Annotated in this window: 20 protein-coding genes and 1 tRNA gene; 14 read left to right on the top strand and 7 right to left on the bottom strand. The window is 45.8% G+C overall.

What is annotated here, in order from left to right:
* Position 1: 1 nt before the first annotated feature.
* Positions 2–2,293 (top strand): ATP-binding protein, encoded by a 2,292-nt coding sequence (locus tag J3B89_RS04690; RefSeq protein WP_215396372.1) that lies wholly within the window; start codon positions 2–4, stop codon positions 2,291–2,293.
* A gap of 4 nt (positions 2,294–2,297) precedes the next feature.
* On the opposite strand, the gene arcA is transcribed toward J3B89_RS04690, so the two are convergent.
* Positions 2,298–3,005 (bottom strand): two-component system response regulator ArcA, encoded by a 708-nt coding sequence (gene arcA, locus J3B89_RS04685; RefSeq protein WP_068232166.1) that lies wholly within the window; start codon positions 3,003–3,005, stop codon positions 2,298–2,300.
* A gap of 186 nt (positions 3,006–3,191) precedes the next feature.
* The gene (locus J3B89_RS04680; protein WP_215396371.1) at positions 3,192–4,823 is read right to left on the bottom strand and encodes an ATP-binding protein; all 1,632 of its coding nucleotides are present in this window, start codon (positions 4,821–4,823) and stop codon (positions 3,192–3,194) included.
* A 144-nt stretch (positions 4,824–4,967) separates the two neighbouring features.
* Between J3B89_RS04680 and J3B89_RS04675 the strand changes: the two genes are divergently transcribed.
* Positions 4,968–5,366: a DUF3293 domain-containing protein gene (locus tag J3B89_RS04675; RefSeq protein ID WP_215396370.1), complete on the top strand. Its 399-nt coding sequence runs from the start codon at positions 4,968–4,970 to the stop codon at positions 5,364–5,366.
* Between the two features lie 11 nt (positions 5,367–5,377).
* On the opposite strand, the gene J3B89_RS04670 is transcribed toward J3B89_RS04675, so the two are convergent.
* From J3B89_RS04670 to trmB, 3 genes are read right to left on the bottom strand one after another with little or no spacing between them, the layout of a single operon-like run.
* Positions 5,378–5,689: a hypothetical protein gene (locus J3B89_RS04670; protein ID WP_215396369.1), complete on the bottom strand. Its 312-nt coding sequence runs from the start codon at positions 5,687–5,689 to the stop codon at positions 5,378–5,380.
* 10 nt (positions 5,690–5,699) lie between these two features.
* A complete protein-coding gene (locus tag J3B89_RS04665) occupies positions 5,700–6,719 on the bottom strand; it encodes a methyltransferase (protein ID WP_215396368.1) in 1,020 nt (339 codons plus the stop codon).
* Positions 6,720–7,445: a tRNA (guanosine(46)-N7)-methyltransferase TrmB gene (gene trmB / locus J3B89_RS04660; protein ID WP_215396367.1), complete on the bottom strand. Its 726-nt coding sequence runs from the start codon at positions 7,443–7,445 to the stop codon at positions 6,720–6,722.
* Between the two features lie 129 nt (positions 7,446–7,574).
* On the opposite strand from trmB, the gene mutY reads away from it, so the two are divergent.
* From mutY to rlmM, 6 genes are all read left to right on the top strand, one after another.
* Entirely contained in the window at positions 7,575–8,660 is a 1,086-nt protein-coding gene (gene mutY / locus J3B89_RS04655) for an A/G-specific adenine glycosylase (RefSeq protein WP_215396366.1), read from the top strand.
* Positions 8,657–8,929, top strand: coding sequence for an oxidative damage protection protein (locus J3B89_RS04650; RefSeq protein WP_215396365.1), 273 nt, complete (start codon positions 8,657–8,659; stop codon positions 8,927–8,929). The genes mutY and J3B89_RS04650 overlap by 4 nt, the downstream gene beginning before the upstream one ends.
* Positions 8,930–9,025: 96 nt before the next feature.
* The gene (locus J3B89_RS04645; protein ID WP_215396364.1) at positions 9,026–9,961 is read left to right on the top strand and encodes a transcriptional regulator GcvA; all 936 of its coding nucleotides are present in this window, start codon (positions 9,026–9,028) and stop codon (positions 9,959–9,961) included.
* On the top strand, positions 9,942–10,580 hold the full coding sequence (locus J3B89_RS04640; protein WP_215396363.1) for an alpha/beta family hydrolase: 639 nt from the start codon (positions 9,942–9,944) through the stop codon (positions 10,578–10,580). Before J3B89_RS04645 ends, J3B89_RS04640 begins: the two co-directional genes overlap by 20 nt.
* Positions 10,555–10,929: a DUF423 domain-containing protein gene (locus J3B89_RS04635; protein WP_215396362.1), complete on the top strand. Its 375-nt coding sequence runs from the start codon at positions 10,555–10,557 to the stop codon at positions 10,927–10,929. The genes J3B89_RS04640 and J3B89_RS04635 overlap by 26 nt, the downstream gene beginning before the upstream one ends.
* Before the next feature lies 1 nt (position 10,930).
* Positions 10,931–12,013 (top strand): 23S rRNA (cytidine(2498)-2'-O)-methyltransferase RlmM, encoded by a 1,083-nt coding sequence (rlmM, locus tag J3B89_RS04630; RefSeq protein ID WP_215396361.1) that lies wholly within the window; start codon positions 10,931–10,933, stop codon positions 12,011–12,013.
* A 51-nt stretch (positions 12,014–12,064) separates the two neighbouring features.
* On the opposite strand, the gene J3B89_RS04625 is transcribed toward rlmM, so the two are convergent.
* Positions 12,065–13,189, bottom strand: coding sequence for an endonuclease/exonuclease/phosphatase family protein (locus tag J3B89_RS04625; protein ID WP_215396360.1), 1,125 nt, complete (start codon positions 13,187–13,189; stop codon positions 12,065–12,067).
* A 379-nt stretch (positions 13,190–13,568) separates the two neighbouring features.
* Here J3B89_RS04625 and J3B89_RS04620 point away from each other — a divergent pair, with 379 nt between their 5' ends.
* The 5 genes from J3B89_RS04620 (at position 13,569) to J3B89_RS04600 (ending at position 19,799) form a co-directional block, all read left to right on the top strand.
* A complete protein-coding gene (locus J3B89_RS04620; protein ID WP_215396359.1) occupies positions 13,569–16,649 on the top strand; it encodes a TonB-dependent receptor in 3,081 nt (1,026 codons plus the stop codon).
* Between the two features lie 117 nt (positions 16,650–16,766).
* Positions 16,767–17,399 carry a uridine kinase gene (gene udk, locus J3B89_RS04615; protein ID WP_215396358.1) on the top strand — a complete coding sequence of 211 codons (633 nt, stop codon included), beginning with the start codon at positions 16,767–16,769 and terminating at the stop codon, positions 17,397–17,399.
* 17 nt (positions 17,400–17,416) lie between these two features.
* Positions 17,417–18,625: a NupC/NupG family nucleoside CNT transporter gene (locus J3B89_RS04610; RefSeq protein WP_215396357.1), complete on the top strand. Its 1,209-nt coding sequence runs from the start codon at positions 17,417–17,419 to the stop codon at positions 18,623–18,625.
* A 15-nt stretch (positions 18,626–18,640) separates the two neighbouring features.
* The gene (locus J3B89_RS04605) at positions 18,641–19,591 is read left to right on the top strand and encodes an isopenicillin N synthase family dioxygenase (RefSeq protein WP_215396356.1); all 951 of its coding nucleotides are present in this window, start codon (positions 18,641–18,643) and stop codon (positions 19,589–19,591) included.
* A 122-nt stretch (positions 19,592–19,713) separates the two neighbouring features.
* Positions 19,714–19,799, top strand: a tRNA-Leu gene (locus tag J3B89_RS04600).
* Between the two features lie 149 nt (positions 19,800–19,948).
* On the opposite strand, the gene J3B89_RS04595 is transcribed toward J3B89_RS04600, so the two are convergent.
* Positions 19,949–21,415: a RimK family ATP-grasp domain-containing protein gene (locus J3B89_RS04595; protein WP_215396355.1), complete on the bottom strand. Its 1,467-nt coding sequence runs from the start codon at positions 21,413–21,415 to the stop codon at positions 19,949–19,951.
* 233 nt (positions 21,416–21,648) lie between these two features.
* Between J3B89_RS04595 and J3B89_RS04590 the strand changes: the two genes are divergently transcribed.
* Positions 21,649–22,710, top strand: coding sequence for a GNAT family N-acetyltransferase/peptidase C39 family protein (locus tag J3B89_RS04590; protein ID WP_251372251.1), 1,062 nt, complete (start codon positions 21,649–21,651; stop codon positions 22,708–22,710).
* Positions 22,711–23,153 lie beyond the last annotated feature (443 nt).

Here is a 23,153-nt window from a genome sequence, read left to right as displayed (position 1 = left end):
GATGCAAGGTCCGGTTCATCCACACGTCAGGATTATTGCTGCCTGGATCCGTAAATGGGGTAAGCTGCAATTGGCATTATTTTGCCAGTTGCTACTGCTTATTCTTGCGGCGTTATTTAGTATTTGCCTTGAGCTGGTACTGCATAATCAAATAGATTTTACCCTGCTAAACGGCGCTCTGTTATTTACCTTAGCAGTGGGGCCGGTGTTTATCAGTTTTATTTTCTATCTGGTACTGCACCTTGATGCCGCCCTGTCTTATCTGATTGATTCTGCCCATCAGGAACGTTTACTCAATGAGGGGATGCAGGACAATATCCGCCAACTGAATTTTGAGATTGAAGAACGTAAAAAAGCCTTTCAGGCAAAACGCCGTGCAATTGATGAGCTGCGTAAAGAAATTGCTGAACGTAAAAAAGCCCAGATAGAGCTGGAAGAGCAAAGCCTGCTGATCCGCTCTATTGTTGACAGCTCGCCCGACTTATTCTACTACCGCGATGAGACCGGCCGTTTTGCCAGTTGTAATAAAATGTTTGAAGCTATTATGGGCAAAACAGCCCGTGAGCTTATTGGCCGTTCCCCGGCAGAAATATACACAGATGACAGTGCTCATGCTGCTATTCTTACTGAGCATGAGGGGCAGATGGGGCAGCCATCTGAACTGACATTAGATGTTGAATTTGTTAAAGATGATGGTCAGGTGCTGTGGTTTGAAATGCGCAAAGTGCCGTTTTATGACCGCTATGGCCGTTATATCGGTTTGCTGGGTTTTGGCCGGGATATTACCTCACGTAAGCTGGCCGAGCAGGCGCTGGAAAAAGCCTATCTGGATAAAGGCAAGTTTATTGCTACGTTAAGCCATGAACTCAGAACGCCGCTAAACGGTATTGTAGGTTTAAGCCGGCGCTTGTTGGAAAGCAAACTCAGTAAGCAGCAATATGGCTGGGCCAATACCATTTTCAGTAGTGCGGAAACATTGGGCAATATTTTTAACGATATTATCGATCTGGACAAAATTGACCGGCAGGATCTCGACATTGTTTACCACAGCGTATCGTTACGCCAGTTTATCAATGACATCGCAAATTTTGCCGAGCTGTTGTGCCAGCAAAAAGGGCTGCAGTTCAAACTAAGTTGTGAAGGCGAGCTGGATGTTTATTTAAGGATTGATCCAACCCGGTTACGTCAGGTGTTATGGAACCTGCTTAATAATGCAGTGAAATTTACCGCTACGGGCTCTGTAAGCCTGTATTGCAAACTCGATGCACTAAATAACCGGCTGCATTTTACTATTGAAGACACGGGTATTGGTATTGCTGCTCAGGAGCAGGAGCGTATCTTTGATATGTACTACAAATCTAATGATGGCCGCCGCCTGAGTATTATTGGCTCTGGCATAGGCCTGTCTGTTTCGCGGGCCCTGGTTGAGGCAATGCAGGGGAATATCAGTGTTAGCAGCGAAGTGGGTAAAGGCAGCAGTTTTACCGTGCTATTACCTACAGAACTGCTGCAACAAGAGCAACAACAGGCTATAAGCTGTCCCGAGCTAACCATACTGCTGATAGAAGATGTGCCGCTGAATGCCGAAATTGCGATAGGGCTGCTGGAGCAACGTGGCCATAGCGTTATTCATGCTGAAACCGGTGAGGATGCTATTGCCTTGCTGGAAACCGAAGATGATATTGATTTGGTATTGCTGGACATGCAACTGCCCGATATGGGCGGCGAGCAAATAGCCCGCTATATCCGCGACGAGGAACATTTATCAGCCTTACCTATAGTGGTGCTAAGTGCCAATGTGCGTAAAGCTGAACAACAACTGGATGGTGTACAGGTGGATGGTGCGCTGGCCAAACCTATCAACACCAGCAAGCTGGATTCAATGCTGGCGCGGCTGTTTTCACCCAGTGCAGTACGATTGCAGCAGGTAAAACCGGCCAGTGTAAGTAGTGAAAATCAGATACTGGATGTCGGCACGCTGAATGATTATATTCAGTCCCTGGGCAAAGATGCCATGAAACGCAGTGCCCAGCTATTTGCCCAATTATTGCCCGGTTATATGAATAAACTGATGGAAACCGCAGTACAGCGGCAGGAAAAAGATTTTCAGGAAGCGGCACATAAGTTAAAAGGCGCCGCTGCATCGGTTGGTTTGTTATGGGTGCAGCAACAGGCAAAACGGATGGAACAGGAACACATTAACTGGCAGGGGTTAGAGCGGCAACTGGTAGATTTCCACCTAAAAACAGAGCAGCACCTGGCTGCTCTGTCTGAGTATATTGAAAACGCTTAGCGGCTTACTTTTCCAGTTTGCCAACGAAGCGGTAGCCTTCACCGTGGATGGTGCTGATTAACTCAGGGCTTTCAATATCAGATTCGAAATGCTTACGGATACGGCGGATAGTTACATCTACAGTACGGTCATTCGGGCGTAAATCACGGCCTGTCATATGGCGGATTAACTGCTCGCGGGTGAAAATTTTACCCGGTGTATCCAGCATTAAACGCAGTGCACGATATTCGCCTTTTGGCAAACGGCGGGCAACGCCTTTTGGTGATGTCAGGTTGCGGCTGTTTTCGTCCAGGGTCCAGCCATTGAATTTAACGATGCTTTTATGCTCTTCAACCACCGGCTGAGCCACAGTACGGCTTAACAGGTTACGGGCACGGATAGTTAGCTCGCGTGGGTTAAATGGCTTGGTCAGGTAATCGTCTGCACCAATTTCAAGGCCCAGAATGCGATCTACTTCACTGTCGCGGCCGGTCAGGAAAATTAAACCGATGTTTTCGCGCTGACGCAGTTCACGGGCCAGGATCAGACCATTTTTACCTGGCAGGTTAATGTCCATGACGACCAGATTTACCTGATTTTCAGTAAGCTTCTGGTTCATCTCCTCGCCATTTACCGCCTCGATAACATCATAGCCTTCTCCCTGAAACAGGCTAACCAGATTTAAGCGGGTTACTTCTTCGTCTTCAACTATGAGAATCACAGGTGTTTGCATTGGAGTTAAACCTTATGTGAATTTTGTGAAATTTATAATACCTAAGCGTGTTATAGATGACGTCGATTTGTCAAATAATACGCAATTATAACCATCTGTCCAATTGTTAACAAGTTCTTTTGTTAACAATTAGTCGCAGCTAATGTTCCATTCGACCAAAGTAGCATCAGTTATTATTGTTTATTCCTACGCCGGGTGTGCACTTTTTACAATCACGGGGAAGTTTATCTGAATTTGAATACCAGCCCCCAAGGTGCTTTCTAACTGAATTTTGCCGTTAAGGGCCTGGGTAACCAGATTATAAACCAAATGCAAACCCAACCCACTACCACCTTCGCCGCGTTTAGTGGTGACAAAGGGATCGAAAATACGCTTTTTAATTGATTCGGGCACACCTGCGCCATTATCACTGTAGCTGAGAAAACAACGGTTATCTTTTACCTGAACCGAAATATGCATTTCGCCTTGTTCTATATGTTCGAATGCATGGATCAGGCTGTTCATAATCAGGTTAATCAGGATCTGATTGATCGGGCCGGGTTTACTATCCAGTTCGAGTTCTGCCGGGCAATCTACCAGCACCTGATGTTGTGTTTTTTTCAGGTTTGGCCGCAGTGACAGCAATACTTCATTAATAAGTTGCAGCATATTGAACTGGCGGCGGTTTTCGTTGGACTGATCGACAGCAACACGTTTAAAGCTGGAGATCAGGCTGGCTGCCCGCTCCATATTGCGGTAAATAATGCCCAGGTTTTCTTTGCTTTCAGACAAAAATCTGGCCAGCTGTGATGAGGTAAGCTTTTTTTCATCAAAGGCTTTTTGAATATCGCTCAGCTTGTCCTGTAACAGGGTTGATGCTGTAACACCCAAACCAATGGGAGTATTTACTTCATGCGCAACACCCGCCACCATCTGGCCAAGGCTGGCCATTTTTTCGGTTTCAACAATCTGATTCTGATACTGATGCAATGTTGCCAGAGTATTTAGCAGTTCCTGGTTTGATGTTTTTAAAGCTTCAGTGCGCTGGCTGATTTTTTGCTCCAGGCTTAGTGTCAACTGGCGGTTCTCCTGCTCAGCCTGTTGCAGTTTGCTGATTTGCTGTTCAATTCTGTCCAGCATGGTATTAAAAGCGCGGCTGAGCATATTGTATTCTTTGATTGGTGCCACCGGCGCACGGATCTGATAGTTTTTCTCTTTGGCTACTTTTTGCACCACACTGAGTAAGGTTTCTATCGGTGCGGTAAAGCGGCGCTGTAAGCGGGAGCTGATAAAAAAAGCGCTGATCAGGGCAGCAAGTGCGATCAGAATATCAAGCAGAACCCTGGTTTGAATATAGGAACTGAGTTCTTCCTGGCTGGCACGGATATAAACATAGCCAAGCAAGTTGCCTTGATGGCTGATTGGTTTGGTTATTTCTATATAGTTGCTACTGATCACCGGTGTTAAAAACTGTTGTATGCGATCAAATTGCACCGGGTAAGGGCCTATATCGCGCCGGTTGTAGCTGGCAAAAAAACTTAGTTCATGATTGTCGGGCTGTTTTTTATAAATATGCACATTATGCAAAATATTAACCGCAGCAAAAGAGCTTAAGCGGTTTTCTTCAATATCCGCATTGTCCTGCAAAATACTGCTGCTGGCATTAAACGCAATAATGCTGATATAACCCTCCAACTGCGATACCAGTTTTTTGCGTTGTAATTTTACATCCTGGGTGGCAGAGATAATCATGGCCAGGCACAGTGTAAGACTGCAAATCAGCATAATGACCCAAATCAATGCATTTTTAATTGAAGTGGTTTTATCTATTGCAATCATTCAGTTATCTCGACCAATTTAGCGTTAGTTTGCAGAGCAACGTCTGCATTGATGTTATGCACATTAACGGAATTTAGCAAACTGCGCTGGTAAATTTAGTAAAGCCGTTTATAGTAGAAGCACTTGTTACTTTTAGGTCTGGTTATGAGCCTGTGGGAAAGTTATAAAACGAGTATTTTTCTGTGTCATCAGGCACTGAAATGTGATGTTGACTTCGCTATTATCAGCGCACAAAACCCCGCCGGGAACGCTGAACATCCTTATCTTAATTTACGCCGCGACAAAGAGTTACAAGCCTGTCTGAATTTGCAACGTTTACCCTATCGCTCTGTAATAGGCAGTGCACCTGATTTAAGTTTTCAGGAAAAAAGCTGGATAGTGTTATGCGATAAAAGCACTGCATTACAACTGGCGCTGCAGTTTGAGCAAAATGCAATTTACTGGGTAGAGCAGGGGGAGTTATTTCTGGTGCCGGTGTTAATGCCGCAGCATGAAGAGAGCCTGGGCGCTTTTAGTGAGCGTTTAGTGCTGTTACCTGATTAGTAATTTACTGCTTAGTTATTACGTCGCTGTAATATATCCAATACAGCCTGCAGCTTCTCGCCGTGTATCACCTCCATCTGACGCCTGGTCATATTTTGCCTTATTTTTTCTGTATCGTCAGCGGGGTGCAGCAGCAGCGGCGCAAAGTCTGTTGCACATATACATACCACACCAGGCACAGACATTTGCGGTAATTGCGCTACACGGTACAACAGATTAGGACAGGCTTTTACCCGGTTCGGGTTTTGAATACAGGGCGCACTGTCTGCTGCTATTGTTGGTGTTAACCAGAACAGTAATAACACAGCAGCCAGTTTGCGCATAATACTTCCTCTAACTTTGATTCGTTGCCCGGTACACTGCAAAACCGTTGGCTTTGGCTTTTAGCGTAACCTTTTTAAACGCCTGTTGTAGTAATTCCATATACGCCAGATGGCTGTTAGCTACTATTGTCAGGCTGCCATTGCCGCTAAGCCTGGCTGAGCTTTGGCGGATAAAAGTATCAACAATACTGTAGTCGGTTTTAATACCTGTGTGAAACGGCGGGTTGCTGACAATACAATCGAACTGTTTTGGTGACTCAGGCAAACCGTCAGCAGCTATCACGGTGCCGCTAAGCTTATTTGCTGCCAGTGTGAGCTCTGTTGCTTTAACGGCTAAGCTACTGATATCAGAACTAAAAAGCTCTATTTCAGGATGTTTACGTTTTAACATTGCACCAATAACACCACAACCACAGGCAAAATCGAGCACCTTGCCCTGGCTTATGTCTGGCAGGTTATCCAGCAATAAGGCAGTGCCGATATCCAGTTTGCCATGGTTAAATACGCCGGGCAGTGAATGAAGCGTAAGGGTTTCACCTGCGGCGTTAATGGTAAAACTACTGGCCGCTACGGTGGCTAAGCGGCTGAAATCACCAAATAGTGAAAACCATAAACAGTGTTTGGCATTGTCCAGTTTATTGGCGCCCAGCCCCAGTTTTTCGGCATGGCTGGTCAGGCTTTTAATGCCGCCTTTGTTGTCACCGCAAACAAAAATTTCGGTTTTTGCACTGATAACGCTTTTCAGCTGAGCCAGTGTAAAAGCCAGTTGCTCTTTGCTTTTCGGGTAAAACAGTACAATCGTATCAAAAGTGCCGCTAAACTGCGGGCTGACATCGGTATAAAGCGTTACATTGCCATGAGCCCAACAGGCTGCTGCTGCCGCATCGGTGCTGTAGCAGCTTAACTCAAGCTCTGGTGCCAGGTAGCGTAGCTCTGTTGCCAGGCTGTCAGCCATGGGTTCAACTATTAATACCTTGCCTTTAAGATCACTGATGTTACGTAATACCAGTTGACTGGCTGTTGCTAGCATTTAGCTTTCCTTTTTAAACATCAGATCCCAGACGCCATGGCCCAAACGCTGGCCACGTTGTTCAAACTTTGTCAGCGGCCGCTGCTCTGGCCGCTCAACATAGCTATTATCGGCAGATAGATTAGTAAAGCCTTCTGCTGCCAGCATAACTTCGAGCATATGCTCAGCATAGTTTTCCCAATCGGTGGCCATATGAAATACGCCGCCAGGTTTTAATTTACGCCGTAGCAGCTGTACAAAGTCGCTTTGTACTATACGGCGTTTGTGGTGGCGTTTTTTATGCCAGGGATCAGGAAAAAACAGCTGCACCGTGTCCAGACTGTTATCAGCAATACTGTGTTCCAGTACTTCTACTGCATCGTGTTCAAATACTTTGAGGTTTTTAACCTGTTGTGCCACTGCCTCAGATAAACAGGCGCCAACGCCGGGGCGGTGTACTTCAATGCCGATAAAATCTTTTTGTGGTGCTTCTTTTGCCATCTGCACCAGCGATTTACCCATACCAAAGCCAATTTCCAGCACCTTGTGGTTATCGCGGCCAAATATTTCTGCTAATGGCAATGGATCTGGCTGATAGCTTAAACCGTAATCTGCCCAGTAAGTATCCAGCGCATGCTGCTGGCCTTTGGTCAGCCGGCCTTCACGCAAAACAAAGGAACGGATCCTGCGCATGTAGGTGGTATTTTCAGCCTGATCGTCTTGCTGCTGGCCGGTACTGTCTGTCATCTGTTGCTCCGCATAATCATTAACGGCGCGTATTATCCTTGTATTAGTGGCTTTGCTCAACCGTGATTATGGTTGGCAAGGCAAACAGGGCTGCTTATACTGCGCGCAATCTTCAACACAGGGGACTTTATGTTAGCGCAACAGGATGCAGTTTGGTTTTCAAATCAGCTGGTTAGCTGGTATCAGCAGCACGGGCGCAAAACATTGCCTTGGCAGCTTAATAAAAGCCCGTATAAAACCTGGCTTAGTGAAGTTATGTTGCAGCAAACCCAGGTGGCTACTGTCATTCCTTATTTTCAGCGTTTTACCGCACGCTTTGCCGATATTAATGCCCTGGCACAGGCGCCGCTTGATGAAGTACTGCATTTATGGACCGGGTTGGGTTATTACGCCAGAGCGCGTAACCTGCATAAAGCCGCGCAAATAGTTGCCACGCAGCATGGCGGAAAATTCCCTACTGAGTTTGCACAGGTGCTGGCATTGCCCGGCGTGGGGCGTTCAACGGCCGGTGCAGTGTTATCTTTAGCTTTGGAGCAGCACCATGCTATTTTAGATGGTAACTGCAAGCGGGTGCTTGCGCGTTTTGCGGCTATATCAGGCTGGCCCGGAGATAAAAAGGTTGAGCAGCAGCTATGGCAACTGGCAGAGCAGCTAACGCCTGAAGATACAGTAGCGGCGTTTAATCAGGCAATGATGGATCTTGGTGCTACTTTGTGCAGCCGCAGCAAACCGCGCTGTGTAGAGTGCCCGCTTAAATTAAGATGCAAAGCTGCACTGGCCGGTGAGCAGGCTTTGTACCCTGGCAAAAAAGCCAAAAAAACTCTGCCGGAAAAACAGAGTTTCTGGTTGTTATTGCAGCACGACGATAAGGTGTTGTTGTCGCAGCGCCCGGCATCCGGCCTTTGGGGCGGCTTGTTTGGTTTTATTGAGTTTGCATCTGCAGCAGAGCGCGAGCAATACCTGGCGCTAAATGCACTGGCTGTTGAAAGCAGGGAGGAACTGGCAGGCTTTCGCCATACGTTCAGCCATTTTCATTTATGGATCCAGCCACTGCGGGTAAAACTAAAACATGCTCCCGCTGCGGTGCAGGAGCAATCTGCACCGACTTGGTTTACAATACATGCCATTCCGCAGGTTGGCTTGTCGGCACCGGCAAAACAACTGTTTCAGCAGTTATTAGCTGCAATTCCGGACAAAAAGGACAAACCACTATGAGCCGTACCGTATTTTGTGAGTATTTAAACAAAGAAGCACCCGGGCTGGATTTTCAGCTGTATCCAGGCGATTTGGGTAAAAGAATTTTTAACAGTATCAGCAAAGAAGCTTTTGCACTGTGGCAGGCAAAGCAAATTATGCTTATTAATGAAAAAAAGCTGAATATGATGAATCCGGAACATCGCCAGTTTCTGGAGGCACAAATGGAAGCCTTCTTGTTTAAAGGCGAAGACGTTGAAATTGAAGGCTACAAGCCGGTAGAGAAGTGAACTTAGCTTGGCAGCCTGCTGGCGTCGTGACAACGACAGCGTTATAATTCGGATTAGAAATTTTAATCATCAGATATTAATAATCTAAGAGACATTATGGCGCGTCGCCTGCCCCCGCTTAACGCATTAAAAGCCTTTGAAACTGCCGCCAGGCACTTAAGTTTTACCAAGGCTGCAGAAGAGATGTACGTTACCCAGGCTGCTATCAGCCATCAGATTAAAGCACTGGAAGATCATCTTGGCCTGAAACTGTTTATGCGGAAAAACCGCTCTTTGCTGCTGACAGAAGAAGGCCAGAGTTATTTTCTGGATATTAAAGAGATTTTTTTGCAACTGCATGAATCTACTGAAAAACTGCTGGCGCGCGGGGCCAAAGGTTCATTAACTGTAAGCCTGCAGCCGAGTTTTGCTATTCAGTGGTTAGTGCCAAGGTTAAACCAGTTTAGTGAACAGCACCCGGATATAGATGTACGCATTAAAGCTGTTGATCTGGACGAAGGCTCACTGACCGATGACGTTGATGTGGCGATATATTATGGCCGGGGCACCTGGCGTAATTTGCATGCAGATAAACTGCACACCGAATATTTACTGCCGGTGTGTTCGCCATTGCTGTTAAACAGCTCTAAGCCATTGTCAGAACCCACGGATTTGCAATACCACAATTTATTGCATGACGGCTCACGCCGTGCCTGGAAAGCCTGGTTTACCACGCAGGGCTTTAAACATTTTAATGTTAATCAGGGGCCTATTTTCAGCCACTCATCAATGGTATTGCAAGCCGCCATTCATGGCCAGGGCGTAGCACTGGCGCATAATGTGTTAGCGCGGCCAGATATAAACTCTGGCCGCTTAATAGTGCCATTTAATCATGTGCTGATCTCCAAAGATGCCTATTATTTGGTGTGCCGGGAAAGCCAGACTGAGCTTGGTAAAATTACCGCTTTTCGCCAGTGGATGGTATCGATGGTAGAAGCAGAACAAGCCGCTTTTGCTGAGCAGCAATTCACGAATGCCGTTGCCCTTGACTAAGGTACTAATTAATACCGCTGCTGCGGCTAAAGCCCGTTTATTGCTGGCTCATGGTGCCGGCGCCGGCGCTGACAGTGGCTTTATGCAACAGCTGGCCGAGCAACTGGCAGAGCTTAATATAGAAGTATGGCGCTTTAATTTTGCTTATATGCAGCGTTTTATCGACACCGGCAAACGTAGCTTACCGGCGAAAATGCCGTTATTGCAGGCAGAATTCAGCCAGCAGATAAATAACAGCCCAACTGATTTACCGTTGTTTATTGGTGGTAAATCGATGGGGGGGCGTGTAGCCAGTATGCTAGGCCAGCATCGTAACGTAAAGGCGATATTTGCTTTTGGCTATCCGTTTCATGCACCGAAAAAACTTAACTGGCGTACTGAGCACTTTGCTACTCTGGTCAGCCCGTTATTTATTGCTCAGGGCGAGCGTGATGTTTTTGGTACAAAAGACGAGGTAGCAGCCATGCAATGGCCTGAAGTGACCATGCACTGGCTGGCAGATGGCGATCATGATTTTAAACCCAGAGTAAAAAGCGGCCTGACGCAGCAGCAACTTATTGCTGCTGCCGCGCAATTTTGTAACAGGAGCATTGATGAAATACTTTTGGCAGCTAAGTAATAGCGTCAGCGCTTTGTATGGCGGCGCAGTAGTGGGCTTAAGTGCTGTGCTGATGCATTTATGGCAAGGGCAGTTAACTGCTGAGGCTATCGCCAGGCTAATAAGCGCTTTAGCTATGCTGGCGTTTCATGCCTTAGCGCTGCTGGTGCTGGGGCTGCAGCGCACCGATGTCAAATTGGTAAAGCTGGTTGCTGTTGTCTGGCATCTGGGGTTGTGGTTTTTTGTCTGGACTATACTGGCAGGGGTGTTTGCTCTGCCGTTTTATTATTCACAGCTGGCGCCCATTGGTGGCCAGTTGCTTATTGCTGCCTGGCTGTTATTTGCTGTAAGTGCCTGGCGGCGGAGTTAACATGAAACAACTATTACTGTACTGCCGCGCTGGTTTCGAAAAAGAGTGCGCAGCTGAAATTCAGCATACAGCCGCTTTGCATAATGTATTTGGTTACTGCAAGTTAACTGCGGACAGCGCCTACGTTATTTTTGAAGCTTATGATGCGGACAGCTTAGCGCAGTTTTATCGTGATTATCCGTTTGAGCAGTTTATCTTTATCCGCCAGTGGAGCCTGCTGCTTGCCGACCTGCTTGAGCTGCCGCCGGCAGATCGGATAGCGCCGGTAATAGCTGCCGCACTTGGTGCTGAACTAAGCGGTTGTGGTGAAATAAGAGTGGAATACCCGGAAACAAATGACGGAAAAACACTATCAACTCTGGCGCGTAAACTTACGGTGCCACTGCGCCAGTCATTACGCCAGGCCGGGGTGTTGTTGCCTAAAGAGCTAAAACGCGCCCCCGTGCTGCACTTGTTTTTATTAACCGGTCAGCAGGGGTATGTCGGTTTGTCGTATCCGGAAAACAACAGCCCGCTGGAAAATGGCATTATGCGGCTGAAATTCCCCAATGAAGCACCAAGTCGCAGCACGTTAAAACTTGAAGAAGCCTTTATTCAGTTTATTCCCAAACATGAGTGGGACAAGCGTTTGTCTGGTGGCATGAATGCGGTAGATCTTGGCGCCAGCCCTGGAGGCTGGACTTATCAGCTGGTTAAACGCAGCATGATGGTAACCGCAATTGATAACGGCCCTATGGCTGAGTCGTTAATGGAAACTGGCCAGGTACGGCATTTAACGGTGGACGGTTTTAAATACGAGCCACAGAAAAAGAATAACTACTGGCTGGTATGCGACATGATAGAGCAACCACAAAGAGTGGCAGAGCGCATTGCCGACTGGTTAATTAACGGTTGGTGTCAGGAAACCATTTTCAACCTTAAACTGCCAATGAAAAAGCGCTATGAGACGGTAACAGACATTTTGCAGCAACTTGAACAGCGGTTGATAGAAGCCAGCATCAAATACCGGCTGCAGGTGAAGCACTTATACCACGATAGGGAAGAAGTTACCGTGCACATACAAAATCTGGTGCAGCGTTTCTAATAAGCTTGCGCGCCGGGTTTTACCATGTTGAGCAGAACAAGCAGCGCTGAATTAGTCAGCGCTTAATTCTGCTGTTACCCATACCAGCCGGTGGTCTGAACTGGCACCGCGTGAACCAATAAGCGGGTAAAGCGGGTCTGCTTTTACCGGCCAGAATACGCCGCTGTCTTTTAACACAAAACCGGCTTTGGAGGGCAATACGTAGTCGGCCCGCATCCGCCAATCGGCCGTGTGATAGGCTGCTTTGGGGTTATTTGGTGTATGTTCTGCGCCGCCTTTGCTGGCTGGTGGCATACTATTGTTGATACGCGGGTGACGATATAGCATGTTAATACCGCTGTTTAAGGCATGGCCTTCATTATCGGCCGAAGCGTTTTGATCTCCCAGCAACACAAAGCTGGCGTTTGCTGCTAGTCCACCCTTTTTGCCGTTGTCATCGTAAATATAGCCCGCTTTTTCTGGCGTTAAATAATCGGCCCATAAACGGATTTCGTCATGGTTACGAATGCCATTGCGGTTTTCCTCACCGTCAAATACCGGTGGTGTGGGATGGCTGGCTAATACATGCACCGTTTTGCCATTTATATTAAGCGGAATATCCCAGTGGCTTTTAGAAGAAAGCGGAAACTCGGCCCAGGCTTCTTTGCTGTACCAGGGGCTGCCATCGGCTTTTTTGGTTGGCATAAAACCCGGCATATCTTTCCATTTAAACTGCTGAAAAGTACGGACCCTGGCGGTATCTATCGGGTATTTCGATAACAGCACCATACCGTACTGACCAGGATAAAAACCATAGCCCCAGGCGTCTGCACCTATGCCTGTTGTTTTGCCATCGTTGTCTAAATCATAAGGGCTGGGTTGGCCGGTATTTACTGTATTGTAGTAAAAGTAAGGATAGTTAATCGCCTCAGCTGTGCCTTGCGGTTTGTTCAGGTAGTTTTTGATAAAAGCTTGAATACCTTTATTACTATCGGCGATGTAGTCAAATTCATTCAGTAACAGCACATCCGGACGCACCAACTGGATAATGTTAGCAATATTACGAATTTGCGGCTGGCTATCGGTTTGCAGTAATTCTGCCAATATAGCCGGGCCGCCATTCTGGCCTTCAGGCAGGTAATTTTGCGCTTCCATACTGACATTAAAAGTAGCGAAGGTAACTTCGGTGGCGTGCATATTTAAAGACACTCCAAGGCTGATTAAAGCACTAAAACTGAGCGAGGATAAAAGTTTTTTCATTAGATGAAAGTAAGTAAATCAGACAGGCTGATAGCATAAAGTGCTGGCGCAACAAAAACCAGTAAATGGATGAAAACACTGAGTAAGTCGGTTTTTTAGCCAATTTCGGCCAGCATAGTGCGCAACTCAGACCAGCTATGTTACACTTATATGGCAACCGCCTAAGACAATGAGAGGAGCTAAAAGTTCCCATAAATCGGATTGGCGTAAGAAAAGTGTAATATGGTTTAGTTACCATTGTCTCCCAAATTGAAAGCAGCATCTGTATTCAAATGGATTTAGATAAATACCTACAACTACCAGGTGAAAAAACGATATGAAAATTAAAAATATAGCTTTGGCTGTCGCGCTCTCTATGGGCATGGCAAACGTTGCGTTTGCTGATACATCATCGGCAATCCGCGGTGTGATTAACAGCCCGCAAGGCTCTCCTGCTGCTGGTACCAAAATAACAATTTTACACGTACCATCAGGTACCAGCCGTCAGGCTGTTGTAAACGACAGTGGCGTTTTTAATGCTTCAGGGTTGAGAGTCGGCGGTCCTTACCAGATTATCGTCGATTCAGATGTGTATGCTGATACTGTAATTAATGATGTATACCTGACATTAGGTGAGACTTTCCAATTCCAGCGCCAGTTAGAAGCATCGAATATTGAAAGAATTCAGGTCGCAGGTACTGCCATTTCCAGTTTAACGGGTGACACTGGTCCAGCGGTGCGGTTTGATAGCTATGCTCTTGAAGTTGCACCTTCAGTTAACCGTGATATTAAAGATGTAATCCGTATTGACCCTCGCATTTATATTAATGAGACAAACGCCAGCTCTGTGCAATGTGCTGGCGGCAGTCCACGTTCTAACAGTTTGACTGTCGATGGCGTTCGTATGAACGACAACTTTGGTTTAAATAGCAGTGGTTACCCAACAGAGCGTATTCCATTTTCGTTTGATGCTATAGACCAGGTTGCGGTTGAGCTTGCTCCGTTTGATGTTAAGTATGGTGGTTTCACCGCCTGTAATATCAATGCAGTTACAAAGTCGGGTTCAAATAAAGTTAGTGGTAGCGTTTTTGTTGATTACACCAATGACTCGATGAAAGGTGATAAGTTAGAGGGTGATAAGCAGGACTTGGGGTCTTACAACGAAAAGCGCTACGGTGTTAATGTTGGCTTCCCGATAGTGCAAGATAAGTTGTTTGCTTTTTTTGCCTATGAAAAATTAGAGGGCTCAGAAATATTCGATTATGCACCGTTAGCGAACGGCCGTGTAACACAAGCCCAGATAGATGAAATTATTTCAATTTCAAAAGATATTTATAATTATGATCCTGGTTATGCGATTCCAAGCATGCCAGTTAAAGACGAAAAAATACTGTTGAAAGTTGATTGGAACATCAATGACCTGCATCGTGCCAACTTCACTTATAACTATAATGATGGTTATTCTATAGCCCAGTCTGATGCGGGCTCTGATCGTCTGTCTTTATCCAATCACTTTTACGAGCGTGGAGCTGAGCTTAATGCTTATGTAACGTCTTTGTATTCAGACTGGACACCTGATTTTTCTACCGAAGTACGTATTGGCTACTCAGAGTTGCGTAATCGTCAGGTATCAATAGATGCTGCAAGTGGCTTTGGTGAAGTGCAAATCCTTGGTGTGAATGGCACCACTATATATCTGGGGCCGGATGATTCGCGTCAGTCTAACGTTTTAAATTACGATAACCTGTCTTTCAAACTGGCTGGTACCTATTATCTAGACGATCATGAACTGTATTTTGGTTATGAATATGAGAACTTAGATGTTTTCAACTTATTCGTTCAAAACAGTGTTGGTCAGTACCGTTTTGCTGGTATCGACGCATTCAGAAATGGTTTAGCAAGAGCCTATTACGGTAATGCTTCATCGCATAATCCGAATGATGCTGCTGGTGAATTTAAATATAACATTCATACAGTTTATGCTCAGGATAAATATCGTTTACCTAATGCAGACGTAACTGTTACAGCGGGTTTACGCTATGACTGGTATACCAGTGACAGCGTACCTACCTATAATGCTAATTTTGAAAACCGCTACGGTTATTCTAACCAGCAAAACCTGGATGGAAAAAGTTTATTACAGCCTCGTTTAGGCATTAACTGGGTAGCCACGGAGCAATTAGAAGTTCGTGGTGGCGCGGGCCTTTACTCTGGTGGTAATCCGAACGTTTGGATATCAAATAGTTACTCAAATGACGGTATTCGGAATATTCAGGTTAACCGGACAAATATGCAACTGTTAGGCCCTGATGCTGTTGCCCTGATTGGTGAAGGTCGTCCTGGGTATGATATACCTCAAGCGTTGTATGATGCAGTTGGTTCCGGAACAGCTGACTCTACTACTAACGTAACTGACCCGGATTTCAAGATACCATCTGAGTGGAAATATGCTTTAGGCGGTACATACAGCTTTGATAGCGGTTATGTAGTGTCAGCAGATCTATTACATAGCAGAAAGAAAAACTCTGCAATTATCAAAGACCTGTCGCTAGATCAAACCGGTACTGCGCCAGATGGCCGTCCAGTATATACGTCCAGACGTGGTTCAAATAATGATTTCCTGTTGACGAACCGCAAAGGTAACGATGCCCGTTCTACGGTGTTCTCATTGTCAGGTTCTAAGTCTTTTGATAACGGCGTAGATGTTGCGTTAGCCTATGCTTACACAGACGCTAAAGATGTGCATCCGATGAACAGTTCTGTGGCATTTTCTAATTACCACTTTGTCTCTACTTCGGACACTGAAAATTTAGCTTTAGCAACATCTGACTATGAGATTCCACATCGTTTTACTCTGAATCTGACCTATGCGCATGAGTTTTTTGCAGGTTACGAAACTCGTTTCAGCTTGTTCGGTCAGGTTGTGAAAAGCAATTCATATGGCTATACCTTTGACCGCTCAAGTTCAGGTCTAGGTTTTAACGATGCTAGCCGTCAGTTGCTTTATGTTCCAACATTAAATGATAGCAAGGTAGTATTTGCTTCAGCGGAACATGAAACCAATTTTAATAACTGGGTCGCTGAGCAAGGTCTTGAAGGTTACCGCGGAAGCATAATGCCACGAAATGCTCTTAGCGGCAGCTGGTGGAATAAGTTTGATATTCGTGTTGAGCAACAGTTCCCAGGCTTTACTCCAGAGCATAAAGGTAGTGTTTACTTCGTGATGGAGAACGTTGGTAATTTCCTGAATGATGATTGGGGTATTGTCAAAGAAGGTAGTTCACAGACATCAGCTGTTACCACCAGCATTAACGCTAATGGTCAATATGTATACACCTTTAACCAGCCAACAGCTGAAAACCGCCGTATTGAACCTTCCCTGTGGGAAGTTCGGGTTGGTTTAAACTATAAATTCTGATCTGTTTAATAAATAGTAAAGTTAAAATGCCAGTCGCCCGACTGGCATTTTTTTATTCCTTAATCAGCGCTTTTTAGCGATAATCAGCAGCTTATTTCTGCAAAAGTGAACGTGTCAGTGGGAAAAAATACTATTATCGCAATTGCCGGTGCTTCTGCATCAGGCAAAAGCCTTTTTGCTTCAACGGTATACCAGGAACTGGTGGCTGAACTGGGCGGTGAGCGTATCGCAATTTTGTCGGAAGATGCCTACTACCGCGATCAGAGCCATTTGTCGTTTGAGCAGCGCACGTTAACCAATTATGACCACCCGGCAGCCTTTGAGCACGAGTTGCTCGCAGCACATTTGCGCGCACTACGTGCCGGTAAAGCAATACAAATGCCGCAATACAGTTATAAAAACCATACCCGTACTGAAGAAACTATAACAGTACAGCCTGCAAAAGTGATTTTGGTTGAAGGTATTTTGCTGCTAACTGATGAGCAGTTAAGAGAGCAGTTTGATATTACAGTATTTATGGATACGCCGCTGGATGTTTGCCTGTTACGGCGTATAAAACGTGATTTAGAAGATCGTGGCCGCAGTTTAAGCTCGGTAACCGAGCAATATGAAAACTCTGTGCGCCCGGCGTTCTTCGAATTTATTGCACCTTCCAAGCAGCATGCCGATTTAGTGGTTACCCGTGGCGGTAAAAATCAGATTGCTATCGATATAATAAAAGCAAAAATCCGCCAGTTGCTGGCTGAATAATAATCAGGGAATAACGTATGATGGGATTAGTGGGCATTGTAGCCCTGTTACTGGTGGCGTATGCGGCTTCTGCCAATCGTAACCGTATTAACTGGCGTACCGTGGGCGGTGCTTTTGCTATTCAGTTGGCAATAGGTGCCTTTGTATTGTATGTGCCTTTTGGTCAGGACGTGCTGTATAACATTTCGCAGGTAGTGGCCAATGTGATTGGTTATGCCAACGCCGGTATTCAATTCCTGTTTGGTGATTTAGGCAGGTTCTCGCAAGGCTTTATTTTCGCTATCCATGTACTGACTATCATTATCTTCTTCTCGTCATTAATTGCTGTACTGTATCACATTGGCATTATGACCTGGGTTATCCGCATTATTGGTGGCGGCTTACAAAAGTTGCTGGGTACCAGCCGGCCGGAGTCTATGTCGGCGGCGGCCAATATCTTTGTTGGTCAAACTGAGGCGCCGTTAATAGTACGGCCTTTTATTCCTACTATGACCCGCTCTGAACTCTTTGCCGTGATGGTTGGTGGTTTAGCGTCTGTTGCAGGCTCAGTACTGGCTGGTTATGCTGGTTTAGGTATTGAATTAAAGTATCTGATTGCAGCCAGCTTTATGGCTGCACCGGGCGGCTTTTTAATGGCAAAGTTAATTTTGCCGGAAACAGAGCAACCTAAAAACGAGTTAACTGAAATCAGCGCTGACAAGCCACATACTAATGTTATTGATGCCGCCGCTGCGGGTGCCTCCAGTGGTATGCAACTGGCGCTGAATGTCGGTGCTATGTTGCTGGCCTTTGTCGGTTTAATTGCATTAGTTAACGGCTTAGTAGGTGGTATAGGTGGTTGGTTTGGTAAAGATGATTTAACGCTGCAGCTGATTTTTGGTTATGTGTTCCAGCCGCTGGCATTTATCCTCGGCGTATCCTGGGATGAAGCACGGCTTGCCGGTAGTTTTATCGGTCAGAAGCTGGTAATCAATGAATTTGTCGCATACCTCGATTTTGTGCAGGTGAAAGAGCAGTTAAGCGCTCATACGCAGGTGATAGTAACTATTGCCCTGTGTGGTTTTGCTAACTTTTCTTCAATTGCTATTTTATTAGGTGGTCTGGGCGGTATGGCTCCAGGGCGCCGGGCTGATATTGCTGAACTGGGTTTAAAAGCCCTGCTTGCAGCAACATTGGCTAACTTAATGAGCGCTGCTATTGCAGGGTTCTTTTTTTCCTTAGGCTAAAAACAGGTCTTTTATATGACACAGCAAGTTCCAACGTTAGATATAAGACGGTTTGCCACCGACAAAGATAACTTTGTTGCCGAAATTGGCAAGGCCTACACTGAGTTTGGATTCTGCGGCATTAGCGGCCATGGTATTTCAGATGAAGTGGTAGCAAATACTTACAAAGCGATTAAGCAATTTTTCGCTTTACCAAATGAGGTTAAAGCGAAATACCATAAACCTGGCCAGGGCGGTGCGCGTGGTTACACCGGTTTTGGTGTAGAAAAAGCCAAAGACTCTAATCATCCGGATTTAAAAGAGTTCTGGCATGTTGGCCGTGAACTGAATGGCCCGGCGCCACATCCGAGTTTGTACCCTAATGTCTGGCCAACCGAAGTGCCGGGTTTTCAGCAGGCCACTTATGCTCTCTATGCTGAACTGGAAAAGTTAGGTAATCGTGTGCTGGAAGCGTTAGCCCTGTTTCTGGGGCAGGAGCAAAGTTACTTTGCCGATAAGGTGAATTACGGTAACTCTATTTTGCGGCCTATTCATTATCCACCGATTAAAGACACCAGCACCCAGTCTATTCGTGCGGGCCAGCACGAAGATATTAACCTTATCACCCTGTTGGTGGGGTCGAATGAGGCCGGTCTGGAAATTTTGCGCCGCGATGGCAGCTGGCTGCCGGTTACTACGATTGAAGGCACTATAGTGGTGAATATCGGTGATATGCTGCAACGTCTGACCAACCATGTATTGCCATCGACAACGCATCGGGTGGTTAACCCGGCTGGTGCAGCCGCAGGTGAGCCACGTTATTCAATTCCGTTTTTTATGCATCCGAACCCGGATTACGTAATAAAAACTCTGGATAGCTGTATCAGTGCCGACAGGCCTAATCGCTACCCGGAGCCGATTAACTCTAACGACTACTTAATGCAGCGTTTAGAAGAGATTGGTTTGCTGAAAAAGGCTAAATACTAGGCATCTTGCTTAGTATTTGCCCGAACGATATAAAACGACACAAAATGTGCATTTTCACAGTTGACTGGTTTGATAAAGTCGCTATACTGCACGCCATGTTAACGCAGTAGCGAAGACATAACGCAGATGTGGTGGAATTGGTAGACACGCAAGCTTCAGGTGTTTGTGCCCACAAGGCGTGAGAGTTCGAGTCTCTCCATCTGCACCAAATAAACCGGCTAAGGCCGGTTTTTTTGTGCCTGCAATCCATGCAGGCATCCCTTCGGGACCAGCCTTCGGCTGTCCAAAAGCGCTCCTGGCGCTTTTGTGTTTTTATCATTCCTGGTAAAAACCTGCTGCGCAGGCCAGCTTTAGATTCTATCGTTTTAGTTCTATACGGCGGATAAAGTCATCCACCAGCATGTCATAGAGTTTATTACCCAAATATAAATCCTCTACACCATCATCAATATTAGGGTTGTCGTTTACTTCTATAACGTAAACTTTGTCACCGTCTTGTTTTACATCTACGCCATATAAACTATCGCCGATAGGCGCGCAGGCACGGATAGCGGCATCCAGCACATGTGCAGGCACTTCTGTAATAGCACAGGTACTAAAGCCGCCACTTTCCGTTTTGGCTTTGCCATGTTTATAGATTTGCCAGTGGTTGCGTGCCATAAAATATTTGCAGGCAAAAATAGGCGTACCGTTCAGTATCCCTATACGCCAATCGTACTCGGTAAAGGTATAACGCTGAGCCAGAATAATTGCGCTTTGTTCAAACAGGGCTGTAAGCTGCGAACGTAGTTCGGTCAGGGTTTTTACTTTTACCACCCCACGGGAAAAACTGCCATCAGGAATTTTCAGCACCAGTGGTAAGCCCAAAGTATCGGCTGCACGCTCTAAGTTATCTTCGTCCTGCTTAAACAGCATAATGCCATCGGGCATAGGCACCTTATGCTGTTCGAACAACGTTTGTAAATAGACTTTATTACCACAACGTAATATTGAATTTGGATCATCAATTACCGCCAGGCCTTCACGTTCAGCTTTTAATGCCATATGAAAGGTATGATGATTGACGGCGGTAGTTTCGCGAATAAATAAGCCGTCGAACTCTGCCAGCCGGTGTATATCTCTGGCGCCAATTTGCTCGGTGTCCATAGCAGCCTTTTTAGCCGCCTTACTAAACAACTCCAACGATCTAGGTGTACACGGCGGAAACTTCTCTTTCGGATCAACCAACACTGCCAAATCATATTTATATTTACGGTTAGTCGGCTCTACCCGCCAGATCTTATGGCTGTAGCGTTCTAAGGTGTTGCCAAATAAGCTCTGCTCCTGTTCGTTCAGCTTATGCACGCTGCCTATCTTCAGCGTTTTTACCTGCCAGTTAACTTTCTTTTGCAGTTCAACGCGCAATATAGGTACTGAAAAGGCGTCAAACAGATAGCGGGCCACCTTTTTCAGTGCTTTATGCTCAGTTTCACCAAAGTAAATATTAAAAATAAGCTGCGTGCTGCTTTCATCAACTAAGGCTTTGTTTAGCTGTGTCAGAATAGTGCCTGGGATTTCTTCGGCAATATCGGCTATTTCGTGGCGGTTAAATTTATTAAAGGCCCGGACAGAAGGTACCACATGGTGGCCGCGCGCTTCTGCCAGTAATGAACAGTAGTAGCCGCTTCCCAGGTATTGCGCCTGGCGGCATAAGTTAATAACCCGGGTACGTTGTTTATTTTTAGCCGACCATTTCAGATAGGCTGGCAATGTCATTACGCCATCATACTGATGAAAAGGTGCCCAATCCTGAGCTTTGTCAACTACGATAATCAGTTTGGCCATTGCCACTCCTATAATTTTGCTAAAGCATGTCGTGATGCCAGATAAAAAGACAGTGAAGAAAATTGCACCACAACAGTTAAATTTCTTGTTTGCTTTTCATTCGTTTAGCTGTTGTTATCCTAAACTTAGTTAAAAATCAGCCAAAGGCAATAATGACTTTAACAACAGTATTAAACAGCGATTCATCCGGTCTGACATGCAGATATGCAACTGCCGGAGATATTTCAGCACTAATGACGTTAGAGCAGAAGTGCTTCACAACTGATCGTATTAGTTTACGCAGTTTCAGGCGTTTTATCGCTGATAACCGCAATGACTTGCTGATCGCCGAACAGGCTGGCCAGTTAGCGGGTTACTTTCTGCTTATATATAGAAGAGGCACCAGCCTGGCGCGGCTTTATTCTCTGGCGGTAGATCCTGTTTATCGTAAGCAGGGGGTGGCTGAATTTCTTATGCTAAATGCAGAAAAAACTGCAGCTGCCAGGCGCTGCGTCTTACTGCGTTTAGAGGTACGCTACGATAACACTGCTGCAATTAAACTGTACCAGAAACTGAATTATCATGAATTTGCTATTAAGCATGACTTCTACGAAGATCACTCTGATGCTATTTGCATGCAAAAACAAATTATTCAGTTTGATAGTGCCTCTCTAAGCCGACAAGTACCCTATATCCCGCAAACTACGCCTTTTACTTGCGGCCCGGCTTGCTTACTAATGGCTTTTAATTACTTTCAGCCCGGTAAGTTCGATCCTGCTGCGTTGGAAATAGACATCTGGCGCGAGGCTACAACTATTTTTATGACCTCGGGTCATGGCGGTTGTGGGCCCAGAGGCCTGGCTTTAGCTGCCCATAGCCGTGGGTTCGCGGTGGAGATTTTCCTAAATAAAGAGGGGCCTTTATTTACTGACACTGTGCGCAGCGAAGTAAAGAAAGCTATTTTGCTACGGGTACACGATTCATACCGGCAAAAGGTTGAACAAAGTGGCATTGTGTTGCATCGCTCTGAGCCCGGTATCAGCAAGATAAAACAGTTACTACAGGATGGTGCTTTGTTGCTGGTATTAATAAGCACCTGGCAGTTTGATAAAAGCAAAGCGCCGCATTGGGTGGTGGTATGCGCAGTAGATGAACATTTTGTCTATATTAATGATCCAGATACTGAAGATATCCCCTGGCTGTCTGCAGCAGAGCGGCAGTACATCCCGGTAGAGCACAGCGTGTTTATGAAAGCTTTTAGTTATGGCAAAAACCGGCTTAAGGCTGCTGTAGTTATTCGAGAGGCTAAAAAGTAGCGTGTTTTGTTTGCTTTTTTACCACTTTGTACGGTTTTTCTGCGAACGATCTTAAAAACATAAGTTTTCTCAAATAACCGCTTGCAGGTATCCCAAAAGGCCCTATAATGCGCGCCATGCCACGGGGTAGCGCTGATGCGGTGCTTCGGGTGAGTTAAAACGGGCCGCAAAAATCTTTTAAAAAGACGCTTGACAGCCTCTGTTAAATCACTAAAATGGCGCCCTCGCTTCACGGTGGTGGTTAACACGGTGAAATGAGATAAAAAGTCTGGTGTGACGATGTGTTTTTGCATTAAGAATCATCGTCACGCTTGACTTAAAAACTGGGAAGGGTAATATACGCCTCCCGCTTTGAGAGTTCAAAGCACGCTCTTTAACAATACGCAATCAATCATCTGTGTGGGCACTTATGATGGATTTCACAAAAATGAAATTTATCGGTT

The sequence above is a fragment of the Rheinheimera oceanensis genome (assembly GCF_018831085.1).
GTDB classification, from domain to species: Bacteria; Pseudomonadota; Gammaproteobacteria; order Enterobacterales; family Alteromonadaceae; genus Alishewanella; species Alishewanella oceanensis.
This window is presented reverse-complemented; position numbering and strand designations above follow the sequence as displayed.

Coding starts and splice junctions, on each gene's coding strand:
- J3B89_RS04675 (WP_215396370.1), top strand. CDS start 4,968: ATGAGCCTGTGGGAAAGTTATAAAACGAGTATTTTTCTGTGTCATCAG.
- J3B89_RS04670 (WP_215396369.1), bottom strand. CDS start 5,689: ATGCGCAAACTGGCTGCTGTGTTATTACTGTTCTGGTTAACACCAACA.
- J3B89_RS04650 (WP_215396365.1), top strand. CDS start 8,657: ATGAGCCGTACCGTATTTTGTGAGTATTTAAACAAAGAAGCACCCGGG.
- J3B89_RS04620 (WP_215396359.1), top strand. CDS start 13,569: ATGAAAATTAAAAATATAGCTTTGGCTGTCGCGCTCTCTATGGGCATG.
- J3B89_RS04690 (WP_215396372.1), top strand. CDS start 2: ATGCAAGGTCCGGTTCATCCACACGTCAGGATTATTGCTGCCTGGATC.
- rlmM (WP_215396361.1), top strand. CDS start 10,931: ATGAAACAACTATTACTGTACTGCCGCGCTGGTTTCGAAAAAGAGTGC.
- J3B89_RS04645 (WP_215396364.1), top strand. CDS start 9,026: ATGGCGCGTCGCCTGCCCCCGCTTAACGCATTAAAAGCCTTTGAAACT.
- J3B89_RS04635 (WP_215396362.1), top strand. CDS start 10,555: ATGAAATACTTTTGGCAGCTAAGTAATAGCGTCAGCGCTTTGTATGGC.
- J3B89_RS04595 (WP_215396355.1), bottom strand. CDS start 21,415: ATGGCCAAACTGATTATCGTAGTTGACAAAGCTCAGGATTGGGCACCT.
- mutY (WP_215396366.1), top strand. CDS start 7,575: ATGTTAGCGCAACAGGATGCAGTTTGGTTTTCAAATCAGCTGGTTAGC.
- J3B89_RS04680 (WP_215396371.1), bottom strand. CDS start 4,823: ATGATTGCAATAGATAAAACCACTTCAATTAAAAATGCATTGATTTGG.
- J3B89_RS04605 (WP_215396356.1), top strand. CDS start 18,641: ATGACACAGCAAGTTCCAACGTTAGATATAAGACGGTTTGCCACCGAC.
- J3B89_RS04640 (WP_215396363.1), top strand. CDS start 9,942: ATGCCGTTGCCCTTGACTAAGGTACTAATTAATACCGCTGCTGCGGCT.
- J3B89_RS04610 (WP_215396357.1), top strand. CDS start 17,417: ATGATGGGATTAGTGGGCATTGTAGCCCTGTTACTGGTGGCGTATGCG.
- J3B89_RS04665 (WP_215396368.1), bottom strand. CDS start 6,719: ATGCTAGCAACAGCCAGTCAACTGGTATTACGTAACATCAGTGATCTT.
- trmB (WP_215396367.1), bottom strand. CDS start 7,445: ATGACAGACAGTACCGGCCAGCAGCAAGACGATCAGGCTGAAAATACC.
- J3B89_RS04625 (WP_215396360.1), bottom strand. CDS start 13,189: ATGCACGCCACCGAAGTTACCTTCGCTACTTTTAATGTCAGTATGGAA.
- arcA (WP_068232166.1), bottom strand. CDS start 3,005: ATGCAAACACCTGTGATTCTCATAGTTGAAGACGAAGAAGTAACCCGC.
- J3B89_RS04590 (WP_251372251.1), top strand. CDS start 21,649: ATGACGTTAGAGCAGAAGTGCTTCACAACTGATCGTATTAGTTTACGC.